Annotated in this window: 19 protein-coding genes and 1 tRNA gene; 14 read left to right on the top strand and 6 right to left on the bottom strand. The window is 64.2% G+C overall.

Annotated elements, in window-relative coordinates; translation table 11 throughout:
- Positions 1-203 precede the first annotated feature (203 nt).
- Positions 204-1,394 (top strand): NAD(P)/FAD-dependent oxidoreductase, encoded by a 1,191-nt coding sequence (locus tag V2I30_RS01830; RefSeq protein ID WP_330660357.1) that lies wholly within the window; start codon positions 204-206, stop codon positions 1,392-1,394.
- Between the two features lie 86 nt (positions 1,395-1,480).
- Here V2I30_RS01830 and V2I30_RS01825 read toward each other — a convergent pair whose 3' ends face one another.
- Positions 1,481-4,579 (bottom strand): hypothetical protein, encoded by a 3,099-nt coding sequence (locus tag V2I30_RS01825; protein ID WP_330660356.1) that lies wholly within the window; start codon positions 4,577-4,579, stop codon positions 1,481-1,483.
- Positions 4,580-4,817: 238 nt separating this feature from the next.
- On the opposite strand from V2I30_RS01825, the gene infA reads away from it, so the two are divergent.
- From infA to purQ, 9 genes are all read left to right on the top strand, one after another.
- Positions 4,818-5,063, top strand: coding sequence for a translation initiation factor IF-1 (infA, locus tag V2I30_RS01820; RefSeq protein WP_330660355.1), 246 nt, complete (start codon positions 4,818-4,820; stop codon positions 5,061-5,063).
- Positions 5,064-5,168: 105 nt separating this feature from the next.
- The gene (locus V2I30_RS01815) at positions 5,169-5,774 is read left to right on the top strand and encodes a Maf family protein (RefSeq protein WP_330660354.1); all 606 of its coding nucleotides are present in this window, start codon (positions 5,169-5,171) and stop codon (positions 5,772-5,774) included.
- Positions 5,767-6,714, top strand: coding sequence for a ribonuclease (locus tag V2I30_RS01810; RefSeq protein ID WP_330660353.1), 948 nt, complete (start codon positions 5,767-5,769; stop codon positions 6,712-6,714). Before V2I30_RS01815 ends, V2I30_RS01810 begins: the two co-directional genes overlap by 8 nt.
- A 46-nt stretch (positions 6,715-6,760) precedes the next feature.
- Positions 6,761-6,937: a DNA gyrase inhibitor YacG gene (locus V2I30_RS01805; protein ID WP_330660352.1), complete on the top strand. Its 177-nt coding sequence runs from the start codon at positions 6,761-6,763 to the stop codon at positions 6,935-6,937.
- A gap of 127 nt (positions 6,938-7,064) precedes the next feature.
- Positions 7,065-7,139 (top strand) — tRNA-Phe (locus V2I30_RS01800).
- A 30-nt stretch (positions 7,140-7,169) separates the two neighbouring features.
- Positions 7,170-7,973, top strand: a complete 804-nt coding sequence (purC, locus tag V2I30_RS01795) for a phosphoribosylaminoimidazolesuccinocarboxamide synthase (protein ID WP_330660351.1) — start codon at positions 7,170-7,172, stop codon at positions 7,971-7,973.
- Between the two features lie 98 nt (positions 7,974-8,071).
- A complete protein-coding gene (locus tag V2I30_RS01790) occupies positions 8,072-10,927 on the top strand; it encodes a M16 family metallopeptidase (RefSeq protein ID WP_330660350.1) in 2,856 nt (951 codons plus the stop codon).
- A gap of 96 nt (positions 10,928-11,023) precedes the next feature.
- Positions 11,024-11,269: a phosphoribosylformylglycinamidine synthase subunit PurS gene (purS, locus tag V2I30_RS01785; RefSeq protein WP_330660349.1), complete on the top strand. Its 246-nt coding sequence runs from the start codon at positions 11,024-11,026 to the stop codon at positions 11,267-11,269.
- The gene (gene purQ / locus V2I30_RS01780) at positions 11,269-11,964 is read left to right on the top strand and encodes a phosphoribosylformylglycinamidine synthase subunit PurQ (RefSeq protein ID WP_330660348.1); all 696 of its coding nucleotides are present in this window, start codon (positions 11,269-11,271) and stop codon (positions 11,962-11,964) included. The genes purS and purQ overlap by 1 nt, the downstream gene beginning before the upstream one ends.
- Positions 11,965-12,017: 53 nt before the next feature.
- On the opposite strand, the gene V2I30_RS01775 is transcribed toward purQ, so the two are convergent.
- The 3 genes from V2I30_RS01775 to V2I30_RS01765 all read right to left on the bottom strand — a co-directional run bounded on the left by V2I30_RS01775 (position 12,018) and on the right by V2I30_RS01765 (position 17,358).
- Positions 12,018-14,387, bottom strand: coding sequence for a putative bifunctional diguanylate cyclase/phosphodiesterase (locus tag V2I30_RS01775; protein WP_330660347.1), 2,370 nt, complete (start codon positions 14,385-14,387; stop codon positions 12,018-12,020).
- A 133-nt stretch (positions 14,388-14,520) separates the two neighbouring features.
- Positions 14,521-16,344: a glutamine--fructose-6-phosphate transaminase (isomerizing) gene (gene glmS, locus V2I30_RS01770; protein WP_330660346.1), complete on the bottom strand. Its 1,824-nt coding sequence runs from the start codon at positions 16,342-16,344 to the stop codon at positions 14,521-14,523.
- A gap of 96 nt (positions 16,345-16,440) precedes the next feature.
- Complete coding sequence (locus V2I30_RS01765; protein ID WP_330660345.1) at positions 16,441-17,358, bottom strand: DMT family transporter; 918 nt, start codon at positions 17,356-17,358, stop codon at positions 16,441-16,443.
- 226 nt (positions 17,359-17,584) lie between these two features.
- Between V2I30_RS01765 and V2I30_RS01760 the strand changes: the two genes are divergently transcribed.
- From V2I30_RS01760 to V2I30_RS01745, 4 genes are all read left to right on the top strand, one after another.
- A complete protein-coding gene (locus V2I30_RS01760; RefSeq protein ID WP_330660344.1) occupies positions 17,585-18,589 on the top strand; it encodes a glycosyltransferase family 2 protein in 1,005 nt (334 codons plus the stop codon).
- A complete protein-coding gene (locus tag V2I30_RS01755; protein ID WP_330660343.1) occupies positions 18,586-20,259 on the top strand; it encodes a hypothetical protein in 1,674 nt (557 codons plus the stop codon). The genes V2I30_RS01760 and V2I30_RS01755 overlap by 4 nt, the downstream gene beginning before the upstream one ends.
- Before the next feature lie 99 nt (positions 20,260-20,358).
- Positions 20,359-21,399 (top strand): glycosyltransferase family 4 protein, encoded by a 1,041-nt coding sequence (locus V2I30_RS01750; RefSeq protein ID WP_330660342.1) that lies wholly within the window; start codon positions 20,359-20,361, stop codon positions 21,397-21,399.
- Positions 21,396-22,715 carry a lipopolysaccharide biosynthesis protein gene (locus tag V2I30_RS01745; RefSeq protein ID WP_330660341.1) on the top strand — a complete coding sequence of 440 codons (1,320 nt, stop codon included), beginning with the start codon at positions 21,396-21,398 and terminating at the stop codon, positions 22,713-22,715. Before V2I30_RS01750 ends, V2I30_RS01745 begins: the two co-directional genes overlap by 4 nt.
- On the opposite strand, the gene V2I30_RS01740 is transcribed toward V2I30_RS01745, so the two are convergent.
- Complete coding sequence (locus tag V2I30_RS01740; protein WP_330660340.1) at positions 22,709-23,347, bottom strand: sulfotransferase family 2 domain-containing protein; 639 nt, start codon at positions 23,345-23,347, stop codon at positions 22,709-22,711. The two genes, V2I30_RS01745 and V2I30_RS01740, sit on opposite strands and share 7 nt — an antisense overlap.
- Entirely contained in the window at positions 23,340-24,194 is an 855-nt protein-coding gene (locus V2I30_RS01735) for a glycosyltransferase family 2 protein (RefSeq protein ID WP_330660339.1), read from the bottom strand. Before V2I30_RS01735 ends, V2I30_RS01740 begins: the two co-directional genes overlap by 8 nt.
- Between the last annotated feature and the right edge of the window lie 20 nt (positions 24,195-24,214).

The following is a 24,214-nucleotide window of genomic DNA, read 5'->3' as shown; positions in this document are numbered from 1 at the left end:
GCATGCCGATCCCGGCGCGGTGTGGTCTCTTCACCGCGCCGGCAATGCCGTAAGTCCAGCGCGAACCCCGCTGCTGGCACTGGCGGGGCAGGACCACCTAATCGCCCCGGCTCCTGCTCCGCCATGGCATTTTGCGCTCCTGATGACGGCCTTCTCGGCAAGGGGGATGGCCGCGACCCGGCGCAGGCTCTATCGCCGCCGGCATGACCCCGGGCGAGCACCCTTCCTACGACGCGATCATCCTGGGCGCCGGCGCGGCGGGCCTGATGTGCGCCGCACGCGCGGGGCAGCGGGGATTGCGCGTCGCGCTGCTCGAACGGGCCGAGAAGCCCGGCAAGAAAATCCTGATCTCTGGCGGCGGCCGATGCAATTTCACCAATCGCGAGGCCGGCCCGGACAATTATCTCTCCGCCAATCCGCATTTCGCGCGCTCCGCGCTCGCTCGATACACGCCGGCGGATTTCGTCGCGCTGGTCGAGAAGCATGGCATCGCTTGGCATGAAAAGACGCTGGGCCAGCTGTTCTGCGACGGATCGGCGAAGCAGATCGTGCAGATGCTGATCGACGAATGTCCCGATAGCGTCGACGTGATCTGCGACGCGGATGTCGGTGCAGTCGCGCAGGAGGACGAGGCGTTCGTAGTCAGCGCCTCGGGCCGCACCTACCGCGCGCCTAATCTCGTCATCGCTACCGGCGGTCCCTCGATCCCGAAGATGGGTGCGAGCGGGTTCGCCTACGATCTAGCACGGCAATTCGGCCTGAAGGTGGTCGAACCGCGCCCGGCCCTCGTTCCGCTGACCCTGGGCGGGGAGGACGTGCTGTTTCGTGAATTGTCCGGCGTCTCCGCGCCGGTGAGCGCAAGCGCGGGCAAGACGCGGTTCGAGGAAGCGGCGCTGTTCACGCATAAGGGTCTGTCCGGCCCCGCCATCCTGCAGATCTCCTCCTACTGGCGCGGCGGCGAGGAGGTCGGGATCGCGTTTCTGCCGCAAGCGGACGAGGACTGGTTGATCGAGATGAAGCGCGACCGTCCGCGCGCGACCATCCGCAGCGCCCTGCGCGATCACCTGCCCGATCGACTGGCCGAGGCGCTCGCCGCGCGGCTCGGCATCGAGCGGGAACTGGGTAACGTGCCCGACAGGGACCTGCGCGCGGCGGGGCAGAAGCTCGCCGACTGGCGTTTCCGCCCGACCGGAACCGAGGGCTTCGCCAAGGCCGAGGTGACGATCGGCGGCATTTCGACCGCGGAGCTGTCGAGCAAGACGATGGAAGCGAAGAAAGTCCCCGGCCTCTTTGCTATCGGCGAGGCGGTCGACGTCACCGGGTGGTTGGGCGGTTACAATTTCCAATGGGCTTGGGCGAGCGGGGTCGCGGCGGCTGAGAGCTTATCCTGCTAGCTGTCATTCCCGCGAACGCGGGAACCTAGCGCGACCCTGAGCGCCCAGCCTAAATGGGTCCCCCCTTCGCGGGGATGACGAGCAAGCTAGAATAATTTCCGGATATCGATGCCGATAAACCGTCCGACCGGGTCGACCAGGAAGGGCTGGTAATTGAGCGGCGTCTCGCCGGTCGCATCGACCACCCTAATGCGTCCATCGAAGACATTGTCGGCGCGCAGGCTGATCCGCACATTCTCTAGCCACTCGGCATCGCTACCGGTCAGCTCGTCGATATTGGCGAAGATGCGCAGATCGAAGGTGGCAAGGTCGGAGAAGAACAGGTCACCAGAGCTGCCGGCCAGGGCCGAGACTTCGAGGCGGGTCGGGCCGGTGTAGCGACCAGACAGCCTGAGACCGAGACCCTGCCCGAAAATACCCGCTTCGAGCCGGGTGGTGTTGCGCGGGAAACCGAAGGCGCCGGTCGCTTCGCCGTCCAGCTGGTCGAGCGGATCGAGGCCGGGTGCGATCAGGATCTGGTTTTCCAGCTCGATCGTGTGGTTGAGGCTGACGAAATAGCGGAAACCGGGGCGGTTGCCGCTTGCCAAGGGATTGAACCCGCCAGGCGGGCCGCCGCCACCTTCGCCGCCCCGCGCGCCCGCCGGCGGACCACCCTCGCCCGAACAGATGCGCTCCTGCAGCGCCTCGATGCGTGCTGGGTCGATCTCTCCGTCCTCCCCGCGCAGCCTGTCGATCAGGAAGCCTGCCATATTGGGATCGAAGCCGGGGATGGCGTCCGACACGTCCTCGCCCGCATCGATCCGCGTGATCAAGGCGCGCAGGCGCTCGGCGCCATTCTCCGCGCAGGCGATAGCGCGGATGGCGGCGAAGCTCTCGCCCATGGGTCCTGTAGGCGGTCCACCGGGGGCCGCGGGCGCGCCGCTGGCCTCCGCGGCCTCGGGCGGACCCATAGCGCAAATCCGCTCACGAACCGCGGCAAGGCGTGCAGGATCGATCTCGCCATCCGGCCCGCGCACCCGGCCTAGCATCCCTGCCAGGCGCTGCGGATCGAAGCCCGGGACGATGTCCGAGACGTCCTCCCCATTGGCGATCGCGTTTGCGAGGCGGGTGAGCATGGCAAGCCCGTCCTCGGCGCACAGGCGCTCGCGAAAGGCCATGAAGCCGCCCCGCCCGTCCGTGCTCTGTTGGGCAGGCGGCGGGGAGGCGCTTTGCCGCGTCTCCTGTGGCGGCCCGCCCCCGCCACCCCCTTCGCGTCGATCCTCGCCGCCACCGATCGAACCGTTGACGTTTAGACTGAAATTCAGCCGGTCGGCGCGGGCTTCGGCAAAGGTGACCTGACGCCGATCGAGGGCGATCAGCCGCCCGCCCGCATCGCGCGTGATCCGGTCGGGAAATGCCGCCTCGATCTCGGGCGTGACCTGCGGAAAGGCGCTGACCACGTCGTCCGACCGGTTGCGGACATATTCGACCTGGAAGCGGGCATCGTCCCAGAACGGCAGTTCCCAGTTCGCGGCGAATTTCCAGTCCCGCTGCGTCTCGGCGAGGAGATCGGGATTGCCGCCCGTTGTCACAGTCGCCAGCACCGTTTCCCCGGTGGTGAAGTCGAACACCGGCGTGTTGAGATTGACGATCTGCGGATCGCCCAGGGCGCCGAGCGACGGCGCGACCTCGCGCTCGATATAGGTCGCGGTGAGGTCCAGATTGTCGAACGGAGCCCAGACGAGGCCGACGGTGTAATCGCCAAGCAGCCCGAAATCCGACAGGTCTTCGAGCCCCGCCTGCAGGTTCAGCGTAAAGCTGCCCAGCGCATCGGCGAAACCGTTGCGGCGGCTGGTGATGGGGATTACGAAATTCGCCCCCGTCGCGGCCCTGCGGCGGGTCAGCTGCGTGTCGAAAGCGGTGCGCGTATCGGTGCTCTCGATGCGCTGCCAGTCGAGCCCCGCATCGAAGGTCGCCGTGAGCTCGCCGCCCGGAAGATAGGCGATCGGTCCGCGAAGGGTGGCGAGCGAGGTGGTGGCGATGGTGCGGCGATTGGCGATGTCGAAACCCGCATCGGCATTGCTCGGCAAAGCGCCGTCGAGCGCGAGGTCGCCAGCCAGCGCCGCCTCGACGAGGGCGGTCGTGTCGAAGGGACGATCGATCTCGGTTTCGGTTTCGTTGAGATTGCCGTCCACAGTCGCTTCGAACTGGAACGCGTTCACCCGCGTGCTGAGCGAGCCGGATCCGGCATATGTGTCCGACGCGATCCGCAGCTCGAGCGGCGTCTCCGCGCCGAAGGTGCGCAGCACGCCCGTCGCGGGATCAAGCGGATCGTCGGTCAAGAAGACGGTGTTAAGCCCCTGCAAGGAGCGCCGGTCGGATCGGTCGTAGTTCGCATTGGCCGAAATCGACGTACCGCTTTCCAGGAACGCCTTGGCATAGCTGACATTCGCCTCGATCCCGCGGCTATCGGCAACGAGGCTGCGGAACGCGGCCTGATCGGGATCGCCGGCAATGTCCGAGACGGAGCCGGGCGTCTGGACGATGCCGCGTTCGTCCTCGGTCAGGAGCGAGGTGTCGTTCGCCTCGAGATTGAAATTGATCCGCGCGCCGTCCGAGATCTGGAGATAGCCCAGTTCCTGCTCGCGCTGGTGATAGCCGCCGCGTGCGGGGCCTTCGAATTCGAACTCGACCTCGGCGTTGCGATAATTGTCCTTGAGGATGAGGTTGATGACACGGCGATCGGGCGGAAAGCCGAAGCGCAGGGCGACTTCCTCGGGAAACACCTCGACGCGTTCGAGCGCTTCGGGCGGGTACTGGAACAGTTCGCGAAACGAGCCGGGGCGGATGCCGTTGACGAGGATGACCGGCCGCCCGCCCCCGCCGCGTCCGCGCGACGAGCCGGTTCGCGCGGTGATCTGGGTCACCAGGTCGGCGATCGAAGCGACACCCTCGGCGGCGATGTCCTCTTCACCGAGCTCGAGCAGCGGCGCCTGTTCGACATCGAGCCGGCCGCGCTGGCGCTGCCCCTCGACGATGATCTGCGCCGGTGCGACCCCTCCATCATCCGCGCCCTCTGCACGATCCTGCGTAGCGGGGTCGGGCAGCGTCGTGTCCTGCTGCTGCGCCGAAGCGGCCGGCGCGTCGAGCAAGAGCACGGCGGTGCCCGCCAGCAATATCGAGCGCACAAGGCTAGGAAAGTTCATCGAGCGCCCCTTCGCGCCCGGCCGCATACGCGACCGGCGCTATTACTCTACTGGTCTGCATCATGAGTTGCGTAAGTCCCTGCGCTTCGGATGCACGCTGCCCGCGCCGCCTGCACGGCGCCGTGTGTCGGCGGCCTTAACGCGCAACTCTTCCCTTTTGCCTTCACCATCGCTAAATGCCCCGCGCAAAGCGACCAACGACATATGTTGGGCGCACAAACACGAATGAAGGACGTACATGGCCAAGGAAGAACTTCTCGAAATGCGCGGGCGCGTCGTCGAGCTGCTGCCCAATGCGATGTTCCGGGTAGAGCTTGAAAACGGCCATGAAGTGCTGGGTCACACGGCGGGCAAGATGCGCAAGAACCGCATCCGCGTGCTAACCGGGGACGAAGTGCTGTGCGAGCTGACGCCCTACGATCTGACCAAGGCGCGCATCACCTACCGCTTTATGCCGGGCCGCGGCGGTCCGGGGCCGCAATAGGCGGTTTTCGCTGGCCGGGCCCTTCGAGATGGCCTCTGCCTTCGGCTTCGGCCTCCTCAGGATGAGCGGGGGGCGAGTTGATAGGATTACACTCCCATACCGCTCATGCCGAGGAGCGAGGACGTAATCCGAGTGTCTCGAAGCACCCCCCATCTTGCCCTTGCATCGGCCTCCCCGCGACGGCGTGACCTGTTGGCGCGCCTCGGAATAGAGCCCGACGCGGTGACGCCTGCCGATATCGACGAGACACCATTCAAGGGCGAGCTTCCCCGCGATTACGCGCTGCGCATGGGACGCGAAAAGGCGCTCGCCATCGAGGCGGAAGGCTTCGTGCTTGCCGGAGACACGGTGGTCGCCGCAGGCCGCCGCATCCTTCCCAAGACCGAGGACGAAGCCGAGGCGCGTCGTTGTCTCGAATTGCTGTCCGGGCGGCGCCACGACGTGTTTTCGAGCGTCGTACTGCGCGCACCCGACGGCTCGATGCGCGAGCGGCTCGCGGCCAATATCGTCCGGTTCAAGAACCTCTCGCGCGAGGAGATCGACACCTATCTCGCCGGCGGCGAGTGGCACGGCAAGGCGGGCGGCTATGCTATCCAAGGGTCCGCGGAGGGGCTCGTCCAGTGGATCAGGGGCAGCCATTCGGGCATCATGGGTCTGCCGCTTTACGAAACGCGCGCGCTGTTGAAGGCGGCGGGGTTCGACATTGCCTGAGTGGCTCATCGAACACGGGATCGGGGAGATGCGGGCTCTGCGCATCGAACGCGGCGAGATCGTGGCGGCGAAATTGCGCTGGCCCGGCGAACTGGTTGTCGGCGAGACGGCCACCGCACGGCTCAGCGCGAAGCGCGCGGGCGAAAAGCGCGGAACGGCGACGCTCGAAAACGGCAGAGAGGTTCTGGTCGATCATCTCCCGTCACACATCAGCGAGGGCGCGAGCGGACATGTTCGCATCACCCGCGCCGCGATAGCGGAGCGCGGTCGGCTGAAACGTGCGCAGGGGCGGTGGACCGAAGAGGCGTTGGCAGACCCTTCTCCCACCCTCGGTGAAACGGTCCGCCAGTTCGAGCCCGGCCTCTGGGAAGAGGTATGGCACGCTGCCTCTTCCGGCGCGATCACCTTTGCCGGGGGCGAAATCCTGTGCAGTGTCACCCCGGCGATGACTGTCATCGATATCGACGGCGATCTCCCCCCGCGCGAACTCGCCCTTGTCGCGATCCCCGCCATCGCCAAAGCGCTGCGCTGGTTCGATATCGGCGGCAATATCGGCATCGACTTTCCCACTCTCGATGCGAAAACCGATCGCCGCGCGGTCGATGAGGCACTCGAAAAAGCCCTTGCCGACTGGCCGCACGAACGCACCGCGTTGAACGGTTTCGGCTTCGTCCAGATCGTGGCGCGGCTCGAAGGGCCGTCGCTGCTTCACCGCTTCGCCACCGCGCGCACCGGCATGTGCGCACGATATGCCATACGCATGGCAGAACGCGCCGAGGGGGCGGGCATCACGCTTCTGACCGTCCACCCGGCTGTCAAAGCCAAGTTGAAGCCCGACCGGCTGGAGGAACTGCGCCGCCGCACGGGCCGCGAGGTGCGGATCGAAACCGACCCCAGCCTTGCGCTCGGGGCACCCAGTGCACAGGTTGTGGGTCTTTGATGTTGTGCCGCGAGCGGGTGATTTCACCGCGAATGATAACGAGCCCATGACCAAACGACGCCCCTGCCCGATCTGCAAGAAGCCGCGCGCCGAGGATTACGCGCCGTTCTGCTCGCAGCGCTGCAAGGACCGCGATCTCGCGCAATGGTTCGGCGACGGCTATTCCGTCCCCGGCCCTCCGGCAAACCCCGAGGACATCGCCCGGGACGAATTCGACCGCTGAAGCGCGGCCCGGGGCCGCCGCCATTTCCCCCTTGCCAAGCGCCGATCCCTTCGCCATAGCGCCGCTCTCATTTGCTCGCCGCGGGCCGCGCTTCATCCGCGCCGTACCCCGCGCCGCCGCAGCGAATGCCCGGGTAGCTCAGGGGTAGAGCAGCGGATTGAAAATCCGCGTGTCGGTGGTTCGATTCCGCCCCCGGGCACCACCTGCCGTGCAACAGGGGAACCGTGTAAGCATGTCCCGCCGCTCCAAGATCTACGAAGGCAAGGCCAAGATCCTCTACGAGGGTCCCGAACCGGGCACGATCATCCAGTATTTCAAGGACGATGCGACCGCCTTCAACGCGGAGAAGAAGGGCACGATCAACGGCAAGGGCGTGATCAACAATCGCATCAGCGAGCACGTATTCACCCGCCTCGCCCATATCGGCATCCCCACCCATTTCATCCGCCGCCTCAACATGCGCGAGCAACTGGTCCGCCAGGTCGAAATCATCCCGATCGAGGTCGTGGTGCGCAATGTCGCCGCGGGCTCGATCTCCAAGCGTCTCGGCATCGAGGAAGGCGAACCGCTGCCGCACACGCTGATCGAATATTACTTCAAGGACGATGCGCTGGGCGATCCGCTGATCGCGGAGGAGCATATCGCCTGCTTCAACTGGGCGAGCCACGAGGAGATGCACGATATTTCTTCGATGGCGATCCGGATCAACGATTTCCTGTGCGGCATGTTCGCCGCGGTCGATATACGCCTCGTCGATTTCAAGCTCGAATTCGGGCGGCTCTATGACGGCGATTACGCGCGTGTGATCCTGGCCGACGAGATCAGTCCGGATGGCTGCCGGCTGTGGGACATGGCGAGCGGCGAAAAGCTCGACAAGGACCGCTTCCGCCGTGACCTCGGCGGTGAGGAAGAGGCCTACCGCGAGGTCGCCCGCCGCCTCGGCCTGTTGCAGCAGGAAGACAACGGCCCGGGCGAAGTGCTCGACATGTCGAGCCACCGTTCGCGTCTTCGCGGCGGACCGCCCCCCAAGAAGTGAGGCGGATCACCGGCGCCAGTGCGAAAGACGGGTCGGGCTTCCTCCGGCAAGGGAGGAAGGCGCGTTTTTCATCCCTGCCAAACCATCTGCTGCGCGTTATGATCATGGCCGCAAGCCTATGCCTTGCGAGCGCGGCCCCCGCGACAGCGCAGGACGCCCCTACCACGCTTCCTAAAGCCGAAGCTGACGTACCCACATGGCCATTCGAGGCAAGCGATCTGCCCGTCGACCCCGCCTACCGCTTCGGCGAGCTCGACAACGGTTTGCGCTACATATTGCGCGAGAATGCGACGCCGGAGGGTACCGCGCTGGTGCGGATGCGGATCGGGTCGGGTTCGCTCGACGAGACCGAGAGCGAACGCGGCCTTTCGCATTATCTCGAACATATGGCCTTCAACGGATCGACCGGCATTCCCGAAGGCGAAATGATCGCGCTGCTCGAGCGCGAGGGGCTGGCCTTCGGCGCGGACACCAATGCCTCGACCGGCTTCGAGACGATCACCTACAAGCTCAACCTGCCTCGCAACGATGAGGCGCTGCTCGACACCGCGCTGATGCTGATGCGCGAGACGGCAAGCGAGCTGACCATCGCCGAAGACGCGGTCGAGCGCGAGCGCGGGGTGATCCTCGCCGAGCGCCGCGACCGCCGCAACTTCGCGCAGGAAGCGCGCGAGGATGCGATGCGGTTCGTGGCGCCGGGCGCGCGCTATATCGATCGCCTGCCGATCGGGACGCTGGACATCCTCGAAAGCGCCGATGCGGCAGATCTGCGGGCTTTGTACGAACGGACCTACACGGCGCCCAACACGCTGCTGGTGGTGGTCGGCGACTTTCCGGTCGATGTCATGGAGGCCGCAATCCACGCGCGTTTCGCCAACTGGGAGGGAGGCACGGCCCCCGTCGAGCCCGAAACCGGCCCTGTGGATGTGACCCGCGGCGGGCTGGCGCACATCCATCTCCATCCCGCGCTGTCCGAGCGGGTGACGGTGACGCTGCTCGGCCCGTGGGTGGACGAGGCGGATACGCGCGCCCGGCGGCGGGCGGCCATCACCCGTTCGATCGGCTACGGTATCATCGCGCGGCGCCTGTCGCGTCTCGCCCGCAGCAGCGACGCCCCCTTTCGCGCAGCCCGCTTTGCACGCGGCACGATCTTCGAAGACGCGCGCAGCAACACGCTGACCGTCACGACCGAGGACGGCAAATGGCGCGCCGGAATGCTTGCCGCCATTCGCGAGGTGAATCAGGCGCTGACCCATGGCTTTACCGATGCCGAAATGCGCGAGCAGATCGCCAATATCCGCACATCCCTCGAAAACCGCGCGGCGGGCGCCGCCACACGGGCGAACAGCTTCTATGTCGCCGCCGCGCTGAACCTTGTCGCGAACGAGGTCGTGCCGACCGAGCCTGCCTTTCAACTCGCTTTGTTCGAGGAGGTCGTCCCCACGCTGGATGCCGAGACGGTGCATGCGGCGCTGATCGAGGACGCGCTCGCGCTCGAGAAGCCGTTGATCCGTTTCCAGGGGCGGCGCGCGCCCGACGGCGGGGAAGAGGCGCTGACCCGCGCCTTTGCCGAAGCGATGGCGCTGGCGATCGCCGCGCCGCAGGATGCGGGCCCCGCGCGCTTCGCCTACGACGATTTCGGCGAGCCGGGCGCGATCATTTCCGACGAGCGCGACGAGCGCCTGGGCTTTCGCCTCATCACCTTCGCCAATGGCGTGCGCCTGACGATAAAAGACACCGACATCCGCGAGGACCGCATCGCCTATCGCATGTCGCTCGACGGCGGAACACTCATGAACACCGCCGAGGAACCCCTGCGCACCTATCTCGTCGGATCGCTCGCAAATGGCGGGCTCGGCCGGCACAGCCGCGACGAATTGCAAAGCGTGCTTGCGGGGCGCAGCGTCGGGTTGAGCGTCGCGGCGGCAAGCGATGCGTTCAGCTTCGCCGGGATAACGACGCCGCGCGATCTGACCTTGCAGATGCAGGTGCTCGCCGCGGCGCTGAGCGATCCGGGCTACCGCCCCGAGGGGCTCGAACAGTTCCGGCGCGGGATCGACAATTTCTTCAAGACCCTGCGCGCCACCCCGCTGCGCGCCTATGGCAATGCCGCAGGCGCAGTGCTTTCGAATGGCGATCCGCGTTTCACCCTGCAACCGCGCGACGCCTTTTTTGCGCTGGATTATAAGGGGCTTGAGGCCGTGATCTCGGACCGGCTCGAGGAGGGCGCGATCGAGCTCGCGCTGGTCGGAGATATCGACGAGGAGGCGGCGATCGCGGCGGTGGCGGCGACGCTCGGCGCGCTGCCCCCGCGCGAGATCGACTTCCGCCCGCGCGAAGCGGCTCGGCAGCGCCAGTTTACCACCGAGCGCGGCCCGGTAATTCTGCGGCATGAGGGCGAGAGCGACCAGGCGCTGGTCCGACTGGTCTGGCCGACCAAAGACGACAGCGACTTCGCCGAGGAACTACGCCTCGGCCTACTCGCCCGGGTGATACGGATCCGGCTGACCGAAACCTTGCGCGAAGAGCTCGGCAACACCTATGCACCCACCGCCGAAAGCTCGATGAGCAGCATCTATCCCGATTACGGCACCTTCACGATCAGCGCATCGGTCGATGTCGCACAGGTCGCGGCGACCCGCATGGCCATCGCGCAGGTGCTATCCGAGCTGCAATCAGGGCCTATCGACGAAGACCTCGTCGCGCGCGCCCGCCAGCCGATGCTCGAAGCCTACGACAATGCGCTCAAATCGCTTGGCGGCTGGATGCAGCTTGCCGATCGCGCGCAGAGCCAGGCCGATCGGCTCGAACGCTGGTTTGCCGGCCCGGATTTGTTGCGGGGGATCACCGCGGAGGAATTGAGCATGTCCGCGAGGCAATATCTGTGCCCTGGCGAGGCGGTCGAATTTCTGGTTCTGCCGGAAGAGGCGCCCGCCCCCGCTTCCGCCCGATAACGCGCGCCCTCGCGATTGCCTGTCGCGCCAGGCGGAGTATATGCTCGCATGATCGACCGGTGGCCCCCGCCACCAACACGCAAAGGCTCACCTCCCATGAAAGTTCGCATCCTCGTCCGCCTCAAGCCCGGCGTGCTCGATCCGCAGGGCCGTGCGGTGCACAATTCGCTTGGCGCCCTCGGTTTCGAAGGGGTCGAGGACGTGCGGATCGGTCGCCTGATCGAAATGGAGGTCGCCGACACGACCAGCGACGAGACCCTTCGCGCGATGTGCGAAAAGCTACTCGCCAATATGGTGATCGAGGATTTCGCCATCGAGACAATCGAGCGGGAGGCGGCCTGATGGCCCACGGTTTCCGCGCCGCGGTCATCACTTTTCCCGGCTCCAATTGCGACCGCGACATGGCCGTCGCGCTCGAAGCGGTGACGGGCCACGCGCCGACGCGGGTGTGGCACGGCGATGCGGCCTTGCCCGAACGGCTCGATTTCATCGCCCTGCCCGGCGGCTTTTCCTACGGCGACTATCTGCGATCGGGCGCGATGGCGGCGAAGAGCCCAATTCTGCGCGCCGTGGTCGATGCCGCCGGACGCGGCGTCCCGGTGCTGGGCGTATGCAACGGATTCCAGGTGCTGACCGAAAGTGGATTGCTGCCCGGCGCGCTGATGCGCAATGCGGGACAACGTTTCATCTGCCGCACCGCCGATCTTGAAGTCGCGAACACGACCTCGCCCTACACGCGCGGGCTCGAAAGGGGGGAGACCCTGCGCATCCCGGTCGCGCATCACGATGGCAATTACTTCGCCGACGAGGCGACGCTGGATCGCCTGGAGGGAGAAGACCGCGTCGCCTTTCGCTACGTTGACAACATCAACGGATCTCGCCGCGCGATCGCCGGGGTGCTTAGCGACAACGGCCGGGTGCTGGGCATGATGCCCCATCCCGAACGCGCCATCGCGCCGGCGGCACATCCATCGCTGGGCGGCGAAGACGGGCGCAAGCTCTTCCGCAACCTGATCGAGAACCTCGCCCCCGCCTGACCAGACCGGCTTAAACCAACCTGCCAAGGCTCCGCGTCACCAACCGTGCGCCGTCAGGCCCGGATGCGCCGCGCGCCCTTCTTTTCGTTGGCATGGAACAGGCGCAGCGCTTCCTCTGCCGACATCGGGCGCCCGAAATAGAATCCCTGGATCTTATCGCAGCCCAGATTGCGGATCAGCTCGGCTTCCTCGGCGCTTTCCACCCCTTCCGCAGTCGTTGTCATATCGAGGCTCTTGGCCATCGCGACCACCGCGTTGATGATCGCAAGGCTCTCATTCGCGCCCTGCGAGGCGCCTTGCACGAATGTCCGATCGACCTTGATCGTCGAGAAACGCAGCTTGCGCAGGTAACCGAGCGACGAATAGCCCGTCCCGAAATCGTCGAGCGCGATCGAGCAGCCCAGCGCCATCGCCTGTTCGAGCGCGTTGCGCGCCACGCTGGCATCGCGCAGGAAGATGCTTTCGGTCACCTCGATCTCGAGCCGCTCGGGCCTCAGGCCGCTGGCGGCAAGCGCGTCGATTACATCCCTGTGGAAGCTGGGTTCGAGCAGCTGTTCGGGCGAGACGTTGACATTGACCTTGACGTGATCGGGCCAATTACGCGCCTCAAAACAGGCCTGGCGCAGAACCCATTTTCCGATCGGGACGATTAGCCTGGTATCTTCGGCGAGCGGGATGAACTTGCCCGGACTGACGAAGCCGTGTTCCGAGCTGTTCCAGCGCACCAGCGCCTCGAAACTGACGATGTTCTCGCTGCGCGCATCGACGACCGGCTGATAATGCAGAACGAATTCGTCGAGCCCCAATGCCTTGCGCAGCGATACTTCGAGCTGGCGCCGCTCCTCGGCCGAGGCATGAAGGACCGGCTCGAACCGGCAATGTTCGCCACCGCCCACATCCTTCGAGCGGTAGAGCGCAAGGTCGGCATTGCGCATCAATTCTTCGACAGTCTTGCCGTCGCGCGGACCGATCGCGGAGCCGACGCTGGCGCCGACATAGAGCGTATGGTTTTCGACCTGATAGGGTTCGGACAGCGTGTTGATGACGTTCAGCGCAAGGTTGCTCATGAAGGTCGCATCGCTCGCATCACGGATGACGATTGCGAATTCATCACCGCCCAGCCTTCCGACGAAGGCGTTGTCGCCCATCAGCCCTTGAAGCCGCGAGGAGACCTGCGCCAGCAGCTTGTCGCCGGTGATGTGGCCGAGCGAATCGTTGACCGCCTTGAACCGATCGAGATCGACCATCATCAGCGCGCAGCGCGTGCGCCAGCGCGCCGCATAGTCGAGCGCTTCGCCCAGCGCTTCGGTGAGCATCAGGCGGTTGGGTAGCGAGGTGAGTGTGTCGTAGCGCGCGAGATAGGCGATCTTTTCCGACGATGCGCGCTGTTCGGTGACGTCGGAACCGACCCCGCGAAAGCCGGTGAAGCGGCCGCGCTCGTCGCGGATCGGAGTGCCCGAAAGCTCCCACCAGCGTTCCTCGCCCTTGATCGCGACCTGGACGATAAGGTTGGAGAAATTCTCCCGGTTGCGCAGTTTTTCGGCCAGTTCGTGAAGGCTCGGCGGGAAATCGCCGCTTTCCCAGGTGTCGCCGGCGATCAGCTGTAGCAGCGGTTCGCCCTCGACCTCGCGGTCCGAGGCGTGCAGCGCGAAGGCGAAACGCGGGCTGACCGAACGGATGCGGCGGCGCGTGTCGATCTCCCACAGCCAGTCGGCTTCGTTCTCTTCAAATTCCCGCAGCAAGAGCGAGACCACCTCTTCCTTTTCGGTAATCGCGCTTTCGGCGATGCGGGCGGTCAGATGAGCGCGGCCGACCTCGATCGCTCCCAGCGCGGTGCAGACCGCGAACATCGCGATCGCCGCGACCACGTACCAATGGCCGAGCAGGACGAAGGGCAGCAGCGCGCCTGCGCCCTGGATAAGGGTCGCAAGAACGATGTTGAGCGGCGAAGTGGTGTAGAAATAGACCCGCCCGGCGAGCAGGATGCCGGTGATGATGAGCAGCGTGATGGCGTGTTCTGGCGGCCCGGCCGGCGCGAACAGGAAGAGCGGAATGGTCCAGATTCCGGCCGATACCAGCGCGGTGTGACCATGGCGGCGATATTGCGCGCGGGTCGCCGGCTCATTCTTTGCCGGCAGCGCGAGGCGATCAGCGCGCAGGCCGGCCAGCTGCACGCCCGCCAGCGCGACGAACCATAGCGCGAGCCAGTGAAACGCGACGATCCCGATGAATATTTGCGCGACGAACAGGGCGAGCAGCGCATTGGCATAGGCCCGGTGAAAGGCGAGGCGGAACAGCTTGTGCGCCTGCAATCCGCGCAGCCGCGCCCAGTCCACCTGTCCCTTGTCGGACAGGCCGAGAATGGCCGAGACGGGCAGATTTTGCTCGCTGGTGGAGAGGGGTGGGGGTGTAGCGTCGCTCACGATGACCCGCGATTAACCGCGAAAGGTTATGGCCGCGTAAAGCTAAGCGCGATCTTTGCAGTGGGGTAAATTAACCCGCCGGTGCCGGTCCGACCGGGCGGGTTCCACCGAGCAGGGCAGCGCGGCGCCGTCGCTACTCGACCGTCACCGATTTGGCGAGGTTGCGCGGCTGATCGACGTCGGTCCCTTTGACCACCGCAACGTGATAGGCCAGCAGCTGCACCGGTATCGCGTAAACCAGCGGCGCGATCAGCGGATGAACCGGCGGCATCTCGATCGTTGCGAGGCATCCTTCGCCCGCCTCTTCGATCCCTTTCGCATCGGAAATCAGCACCACGCTCCCGCCGCGCGCGCGCACTTCTTCCATGTTCGAGACGGTCTTGTCGAATAGCGGCCCCGAAGGCGCGATGACGACCACCGGCACATCGTCGTCAATCAGCGCAATCGGCCCATGCTTCATCTCTCCGCTGGCATAGCCTTCGGCATGTATGTAGCTGATTTCCTTGAGCTTAAGCGCGCCTTCCAGCGCCAGCGGATAGTCCTGTCCGCGCCCCAGATAAAGCACGTCGCGCGCCGGAGCGATCAGATGCGCCATCGCCGCGATGTTGTCGTCGTGATCGAGCGCGGCGTTGAGCTTGGCCGGCGCCTGGAGCAGCCGTTTGACGATGTCGCGCTCCTCCTCGCGGCTCATCAGCCCCTTCTTCACCGCCATATGCGCCGCCAGCGCCGCGAGCACGGCGAGCTGGCAAGTAAACGCCTTGGTCGAGGCGACGCCGATTTCCGGGCCGGCATGGGTCGGAAGCAGCAGGTCCGCCTCGCGCGCCATCGTGCTGGTCGGCACGTTGACGACGACCGCGATGGTCTGCCCCTCCTCCTTACAATGGCGCAGCGCGGCGAGCGTGTCGGCGGTCTCGCCGCTCTGCGAGATGAAAAGGGCTAGGCCCCCCTCCTCGAGCACCGGCTGGCGATAGCGGAATTCGGACGCGACATCGATATCGACGGGGACGCGGGCGAACTGCTCGAACCAGTATTTCGCGACGAGACCGGCATAATAGGAGGTTCCGCAGGCGACGATGGTCAGCCGCGAGACCGAGGACAGATCGAAATCGAATTGCGGCAGCGCCACCGCCACGTCCTCGCGCCGCAGATAGGAGCCGAGCGTCTGCGCGACGACGGTCGGCTGCTCGAAGATCTCCTTCTGCATGAAATGGCGATAATTGCCCTTCTCTGTCGCCGCGGCAGAAGCGCCCGAGGACTGGATTGGACGCTCAACCGGCTTGCCCTCGCTATCGAAAACTTGTGCGTCCGTGCGCCCGACGACGACGAAATCGCCTTCCTCGAGATAGGTGATGCGCTGGGTCAGGGGCGCGAGCGCGAGGGCATCGGAGCCCAGAAACATTTCCTCCTCGCCATAGCCGACGACCAGCGGCGAGCCGAGCCGCGCGCCCACCAGCAAATCGGGGTAGCGACGAAAGGTGATGGCGAGCGCGAAAGCGCCGCGCAATTGCGGCAACACTTCGCGCACCGCGTCCACGGGATCGAGACCCTGTTCGATCTGGTGCGAGACGAGATGGGCGATGACCTCGCTGTCGGTCTCGCTTTCGAAAGCGCGCCCGGCGTCAACCATGCGTTTGCGCAGTTCCTTGTAGTTCTCGATGATCCCGTTGTGGACGATCGCGACCTCGCCGGTCGCATGGGGATGCGCGTTGGCGGCGGTGGGGGCGCCGTGGGTGGCCCAGCGCGTATGCGCGATGCCGGTGGTGCCGAGTGCGGGATCGGCCTTCAGCACATCGACGAGGTTGGCGAGCTTGCCTTCCGCGCGCCGACGGATCATCTCGCCCTCGTGCAGGGTGCACAGGCCCGCGCTGTCATAGCCGCGATATTCCATCCGTTTCAGCCCATCGACCAGACGGTCCGCGACCGGTTCATCGCTGACGATGCCGATAATCCCGCACATAGATCACACCCGCTTTCTTTTTTTCGCCGGTTCGAACGTGATGCCCGGCCTTATAGTTCCTGTCGTGCTTGGCGCGCTTGTTCTAATGACGGGGAGTCACGCGCCGCGCGCCATCCCCCGCGCCGGACCCGGCCGACGCTGCGCGCCATCTCGCCATAGAACGAGCCCGGCGGCGATGATAAGCGCCGCACCCACTAGCGTCAGATTATCGGGCCGCTCGTCGAAGAACAGCCAGCCGAGCGTCACCGCGACGATCATCTGCACATAGATCGCAGGCGCGACCTTGGCCGCACCCGCGCGTTCGGTGCCGATAAAGGCGAGCCAGTGCGCCGTGCTCGCCGTGACCGCAACCACGGCGCAGCGCACGACCACGTCCCAGCTCGGCCAGCCGAAATCGAGCGCCGCCACCCCGGACGCCTTCATCGCGAAGGCCGCCACAACAAGGATCGGCGCGCAGATGCCAGCGACGAACACCTGCATCGACAGGGCGCTCCCCTGCCCAGCGCTCAGCCGGTTGGTAATCATTAAGAGCGCGAAGAAGGTCGCGGAAATCAACGGCAGCACCGCGCCCCATCCCAGGGCCGCTAAATTGGGCCGCAGGATGATCGCGACCCCGGCAAGCGCGACCAGCGACACGAGATAGACGCGCGCTCGCACTTCCTCGCCCAGGAGCAAGCCGGCAAGCACCTGCGTCAGGACCGGAGCGAGGAAAGCGATCGCCATCGCCTCGGCGAGCGGCATGATATAGATCGCGGAAAAGAAGCTGAGCGATGCGATCGCGAGGCATGCCCCGCGCGCACCCTGAAGCGCCCAGTTCGCTGGCACGAAAGCGCGCGGTCCCTCGGCCCGCCAGAGCAGCACCGACAATCCCGCGGCTCCCAGCGAAAAGCGCAGCGCCGCCACCGCATGCGCCGGCCAGTCGCCTGCCATGCTCTTGATCACGGCATCGCCCGCCGAAAGCACGGCAAAACCGGTCACCGCATAGGCGAGGCCCGATCGCTCTTCGGGGGTCATAACGCGGGATGGTGGGTTGCAGACATCGAGAGGCGCGGTGCGCCAAGCCGCGCTCGAAAGCAAGAGCCCGGGGTAGGCGCATCTTACCTGCGAAACGCATGGCGGCGCACGCCCGTCGCATGGTTTACGATTGCTTAAACACGTCGCGGTAGCACCCGGTTTCACAACGCACGACGCCCGCGCGCTTCCAGCGCGTGCGCCGCGCACGGGGGCCCGCAATACTGCAATGACCAAGCTTATCATTCAGATACCCTGCCTGAACGAGGCCGAGGTGCTGCCGAAAACCCTTGCCGCCTTGCCGCGCAGCCTGCCCGGGATCGACCGAATAGAATATTGCGTAATCGACGATGGCAGCAGCGATGACACCGGCGGGGTCGCGCGGCGCTGGGGCGTGCACCACATCGTGCGCCACGCCCGCAATCGCGGCCTTGCCGAAGCTTTTCGCAGCGGGATCGACCGCTGTCTTGCCGAGGGCGCCGACATCATCGTCAACACCGATGCCGATGGCCAGTACGAAGGCGCCGATATCGCCCGGATCGTCGCCCCGGTGGCCAATGGCGAGGCCGATATCTGCATCGGCGACCGCTCGGTTGCCAAGAATGCGCATTTCGGCCCCGGTAAGCGGCTGCTCCAGCGTCTCGGCTCGGCGACCGTACGCGCGCTTTCGGCGACTGATATCACTGACGCCGTCAGCGGTTTTCGCGCCTTCAGCCGGGACGCCGCGCAGCGCATCAACATCACCACCGATTTCAGCTACACCACCGACATGCTGATCCAGGCGGGGCGCAAGCGCCTGGCGATCGCCAGCGTGCCGATCCGCACCCATGCCGCGACCCGGCCCTCGCGCCTGTTCACCTCGATCCCGCGCTTCATCCAGCAGACCGGGGTGACGATCCTGCGCGCCTATACGACGTTCAATTCGCTGCGCGTCTTCGTTGGACTGGGCATGCTCGCAACGCTGGTCGGCCTCTTACCCATCGGGCGGTTTCTGTGGTTCGTGATGCAGGGCGACGGCGCAGGTCACATCCAGTCGCTGGTCATCGGCGGGGCCTTGCTGACCGTGGGCGTGTTGGTGACGACGCTCGGCATCCTCGCGGACCTCATCGCCACAAACCGCAAGCTGCTCGAGGCGGCAATGCTCAAGCTGCGCCGGATCGAAGAGCGGTTGCCGGAAGGAAGAGCCGCGGCCAGCGACGAAGCCGCCTCCGAAGTGCAGAGACGCCGCGCATGAACCTGGCCGCAGCCACCCGCTTGCCCGCCGCTCCGGCGCCTCGCGCGTCGAGCGAGCGCGTATCCGACATCGCGCTGATGCTATCGCTCGCGACCCTCGCCGCGCTGCACCTCGCCAACGCCTATTTCCGAGTCATCAACTGGGACGAGTTCTGGTTTTACTCGCAGGTCGAGACACTGGCGCGTGGGGATTACCTCCAGCCCCTGCAGACGATCCACACCCGCGCGTTCTACTGGTGGCTGCCCGGCCTGGGCGGAACCGAGGTGGAGCATATCGTCATCGCCCGGTTCTTCATGGCCGCCTGTCTCGCGGTGGCCGCCTTCGCGACCTATCTCGCGGCGCGCGCGCTCGTAGAGCGCCCCGCCGCCATCCTTGCAATCGCCGCCTATCTCGGCTCGGGCTTCGTCCTTAATCACGGCACGTCGTTCCGCATCGATCCGATTGCCGCGGCAACGCTTTCGAGTGCCCTAGCCCTGGCTTTGCGTGTGCGTCTGACGCCTGTTGCAATCGCGGCGCTCGGCATTCTCATCGCGCTCTCGGCGATGGTGACGATCAAGTTCGTGCTGTGGGCGCCGGCCTTTGCAGGAGTCGCGCTCTATCGCTGGGAACAGGAGCGCTTCGAGCGGACCTATCCGCTGCGCTGGTTTGCAGCAGGAGCAGTCGCGGCGGCGGTGTTCGCCGTGCTTTACGCGCTGCATTCCGTCCCCGCTCCCGAAGCGCAGAGGGCGATGGACCCGGCCAATTACGCGAGCGGTTCGGCGAGCAAGATGTTCGGGCTGTTGCATTCGCCCTATCTTTACATGATGCGCCATGCGGCGATCTTCGGCCTGCCCCTCGCCGTCGCTGCGATCGCCGCGCCCTATCTGATCGTTACAGGCGTCGGCAGCCGAACAAGGCGCCTCGCCCTGCTGCTGCTCTGGACGCCCGCGCTGACCCCGCTGTTCTACCACAACAGCGCGCCTTATTTTTATGTGTTCATTCTGCCGCCGGTGGTCGTCGCTTCGTCGCTCGGCTTCGAGTGGGTCGCGAAACGCTATGGCGCGGCAACCGTCGCAGCGCTCATCGGTCTGTTTTCGCTGCTCGTCTGGGTGGGAGGCGAACGCTCGGTCAAGCATCGGCAGCAGGAATTGCTCCTCGCCGTGCACCAAGCTGTGCCCGAACCCGTCGCCTATTTCGATTGCTGCGGCATGATCGGCAGTTTTCGCAAAGCCAACGGTTTCATGACGCCATGGGGACTGGAGAGCTACCAGCGCTCGGGCCGCGCGAAATACCGCGCCGCCATGGAAAAACAGCCCGTGCCGCTGCTCCTCGACAACGAGCAATATTTCCGTCCGATCTTCGAAGGCGGCGCACCTGCGCGTCTGCACCCCGATGACCGCGCCGCGCTGACGCAGACCTACCGCCCGTTCTGGGGCGACCTCTACATTGCAGGACGCGAGCTTCCCTCCGGCTATGACGGCGAGTGGGACGTCCTCGTCCCCGGCCCCTACACGGTTTCCGGACGGGTAAGCGTAGCGGGCAAGGAATACCGCGAAGGCGCGATCGTCGACCTGCTGCGCGGACCGGTCGCGCTGTCCAATCCCTCGTCAAAGCCGGCCAGCCTGACCTGGGGCCGCGCCCTCGAAGCGCCCACCTCGCCGCCGCCGAGCGACTATTGGGGCGGGTTTTAGATGAACGCGCCCGCCCGCCTCGCTCAAAGGAGTTCGCGCGCCGCATCCGGCGAGCGCATCCTTTTCATCACCCGAAAATGGGGGCCGGCGGTGGGCGGGATGGAGACCTATTGCGAGCGTTTGACACAGGAGTTGTTCAAACTCCAGCCGGTCGAGGTCGTCGCGCTGCCGGGGCGGAGCGACGGACAACCGCCGAGTGTGATTGCCCTTTTGCTCTTCCCGTTCACCGTGCTGCGGCGCCTGCTCGCGCTGAAGGATGCACCGCAATTCGTGCATCTGGGTGATATGGCAATCTGGCCGCTCGCGCTGATGACGCTCGCTCGCTTTCCGCGCGCCCGCATCGTCCTGTCGGCGCATGGCACCGACGTTTCCTATGGAGCGCGAGGCGGGATGCGTGGCAATCTCTACAGCGCCTATCTCAAGGCCGGCGCGCGAATGCTTTCCCACGCAACCGTCATCGCCAATTCGCGCGCTACGCGTAGTCGGGTGAAGGCAGCAGGCTGGCGCCGGGTCGCAGTCGTCCCCCTGGCGGCTGATCAAATCCCCCTGCCGTCGACACAGGTCCGCCGCCACACGATCCTCTTCGCGGGCCGGCTGATAAAGCGCAAGGGTTGCTCCTGGTTCGTGCGCGAAGTGTTGCCGCTATGTCCTGATCACCGGCTATTGATTGCCGGCACCCGCTGGGACCCCGGCGAGAATGCGGCGCTCGAACACCCGCGCGTCGAGTTTCTCGGGCCCCAATCGCAAGCAGAACTCGCACGCCTCTATGCAGAGGCTGGCACTGTCGTCGTCCCCAACATCGAAGTCGAGAGCGGCGAGTATGAAGGTTTTGGTTTAGTTGCTCCCGAAGCGGCCAACGCCGGAGGCGTGGTGCTCGCATCGAACCACGGAGGCCTCATAGATGCGGTTATCGATGGCCAAACCGGATTTCTGCTGCCGAGCGGAGACGCAAAGGCGTGGGCCGAAAAGATTAGCGAGGTCACCAGCTGGAGCGAAGCAAAACGCGCCGACTTCAAAGCCACCTCCCAACACCGCGCGCGCGATTATTACAGCTGGAGCCGGGTCGCGCTTCAGACCTACGCTGCCTACGAGTTGGGTGAGGTTGAGTCGCTGGACCCTACATTCGAAGATATGACATGAGCGCTTCCGCTGCAAAGGCCTTCCGAACGCGCAATCCAGAGCAATTCGGTTTGCGAACGTTCTCCTCGCTTGTAATTCGAGTATCTGGCCTTGGTTTGATCTTCGGACAAGCGGTTCTTCTGGCTCGATTATTCAACGTGGAGAATTACGGTTTCGCCGCAATGCTCCTTTCCGGAGTGCAAATACTTTCCGCGCTCACGCTGATGGGATTGGGACCTTACGCCATTGTCGAGGTTCCCCGACAAATCGAGGAAGGAAAGTTTGGCGAGGCTAGGGGGCTACTGCATTTCTCTCGAATGACGGTCCTTGCAAGTAGTGCGTTTCTGATCATCCTATCGGTAACCTTCCTGCCCGGCACGCTTACTGACGCGGAGCGTGCCGCGTCACTCTTTGCTCTCTTCGCCATTCCTGCGATGGCATTCATCCAGCTTCATCGTGGCCATTCTCTCGCTAACTCTCAGCTGGTCATGGCACAATTGCCTGGCGAATTGTTGCGACCGCTACTGCTAATGGCCATCCTTGCCGTCGCCTTGGCAGGACTCCTCACATTCAAGTTCGGAATTACCGAGTTTTTTGCCGCCTTTACGGTCACCGCATGGATAGCCGCATTCGTCGGGTGGCGAGCGTTGCCGCGTCAACAGCGCGACATGGAAATTGGACTCGAAAGAGCGAAGAGATGGATGCTTTTCGCTATGCCCTTCTATGGAACGATGTTGGTCAATATGGCGCAGCTGGAAGCTGGAACTGTTTTACTCGGGATCTTGGCTAGCCCAGAAGCTGCCGGACTTTACTACCCTTTGGCCAAATGCGCTTTTCTCCTGGCCTTGCCAGCCTATGTCCTCGGTCTCCAGTATCAGCCAGATGCATCACGACTGACAGTGACTGATGATCTGTCCGAATTGTTGCGCATCTCGCAGCGTTTTTCGTTTCTCAACTTAAGCGCAGTCATGGTTGGCGGAGGATTGATCGGCGTCTTTGCCGTCCCATTATTGAGCCTGTTCGGGCCCGCGTTCAGCGAGTGGGCATCATTCCTATGGGTATTGGTGGGAGGCGCTTTCGTTTACGCCCTTTCCGGTCCCGCCGCGCAATTGCTGACCGCGAGCGGTTATGCCGGAAAAGCGTTCGCAGGAACAGCGGTCGCCCTTGCCGTCGAACTTGCGCTGTTGACGATCCTGATACCCAGATTTGGACTTGGCGGAGCTGTTTGGGCTGTGGCCGCAGCTATGTCTCTTCGCGCGACGTTCCATATAATTGCCTGCCAAAAATACTGCGGCCTTGGGCCGGCTCAATTTTTTGTCCTAGGTCGAGCTCAATAGCCAAAAAGCGCATAATCTTCAGCGTAGACTTGGCGTACGATCGTCCGGGTCGCCTTTGATGCCTGGACGCAATTTCGTTTTGGACCAGTGTTGCGGACCGGCAGTTCAGGTTCGATCCCGAGACGATTTGCAACTTCAGCGAAATCCTGCGCCATGTTCTCGAAACGCCCAACAAAATCGACAGCGATTGTGCGCGAGCTTTCTGAAGAAATAAGAAAGCTAGCTTGTGTCTGAAGATGTACCTTATTGAGTAAGTCTGGTATATTATACACCCGTTCGGCAAACTCGTCGAGGGAGCATCCTTTGATGTGTCGAGAAGCAAATTCGACATCTTTCTTGTTCATTCCTCCCGCGGCAAGAAAATGAAATGCGGATACAAAGCGATCAAGCGGATCGCGAACGAAGCTGAAAGTGAAATAGTTACGTGTCGCTGTGGCATCAGCGGCCATGCAGTCAGATAAGCGCCAATGACCCACCTGGTGTCCATAGACCGCTTCTGAAACTGACGAACCGGCAGCTTTCGGGATGTGCAGAAAAATCGATTCCCGTTCGTGAAAGCCCTGATCGAGGCTGCCGCCGATCCTTAGCGCGGTCCGCCGCATATACCCGCGCAACTCATGGAGCCTATACATTTCGCACCGTACCACGCATCAGTTTCGCCCAAGACCACCCAGCGATATATGCGGGAAGAAGCACGGGCGCGAAGAGCCAGTCGTAGATATTCGGCTTTCGCGAAGGCGCTGGCGCTCCACCTTGGGCGCTGCGGCCGTAGCCTGCATAGAACATACGTTCGATCAGCCAGCCGAGGCGCAACCGTTCGCGCGCCACTAGATGCATAACGTGACTTCGCCCGACATAACGCCCCTTCCATCCCGCTTTCACGACACGGCGAAAGAAGTCGCTTTCCTCACCTCCGAACAGACGACCGTCGCGGCGGCCTAGCGTCACATCAAACCGCATACCTCTGGCAAGCTTTCCTCGATGCACTCCAAAGGCGGCGCCGACTATCTTGTGCGCAGGGCCATCCCCCATACCGAGATCCAGCATTGAATACTGATCCTTCGCAATCGCCCCGCGGGCAAATGCGGGCGGCACGATCTCCCATTCCGGCAGGATCCGACTTCCCGCTATCGCGACACTGCTTTCTGATAATGCGTCAGCGATCGCGACAGCCCAATCAGGTCGCGCGATGGCGTCTGCATCAAGAAATAAAACGAGATCGTGTGCAGCTTCGTCCAGGCACAGATTTCGTGCATGAGACAGACTTTCACACTTCTGTCGGAGTATTCGCAGTTCGAGGTTGCCATTCGTGACTAAAGAAAAATCGAATGGTCGATCGACCCGCTGGTCTACCAAAATGACTTCGCCCGTTACGCCTTCTTGCCCAAGTGCCGCCGAGACACTTCGCGCCAATAATCTGTCACTTTCAGCGTACCGCGTTATTGCAACTGAAACGGCAGGGGACATATTTTTTTCCATTACTGCCAGCGAATTTTCGC

It is taken from the genome of Erythrobacter sp., from assembly GCF_036351135.1.
Taxonomy (GTDB): Bacteria; Pseudomonadota; Alphaproteobacteria; order Sphingomonadales; family Sphingomonadaceae; genus Erythrobacter.
Note: the sequence above shows the minus strand (reverse complement) of the source record. Positions and strands in the feature narration are given on the sequence as shown.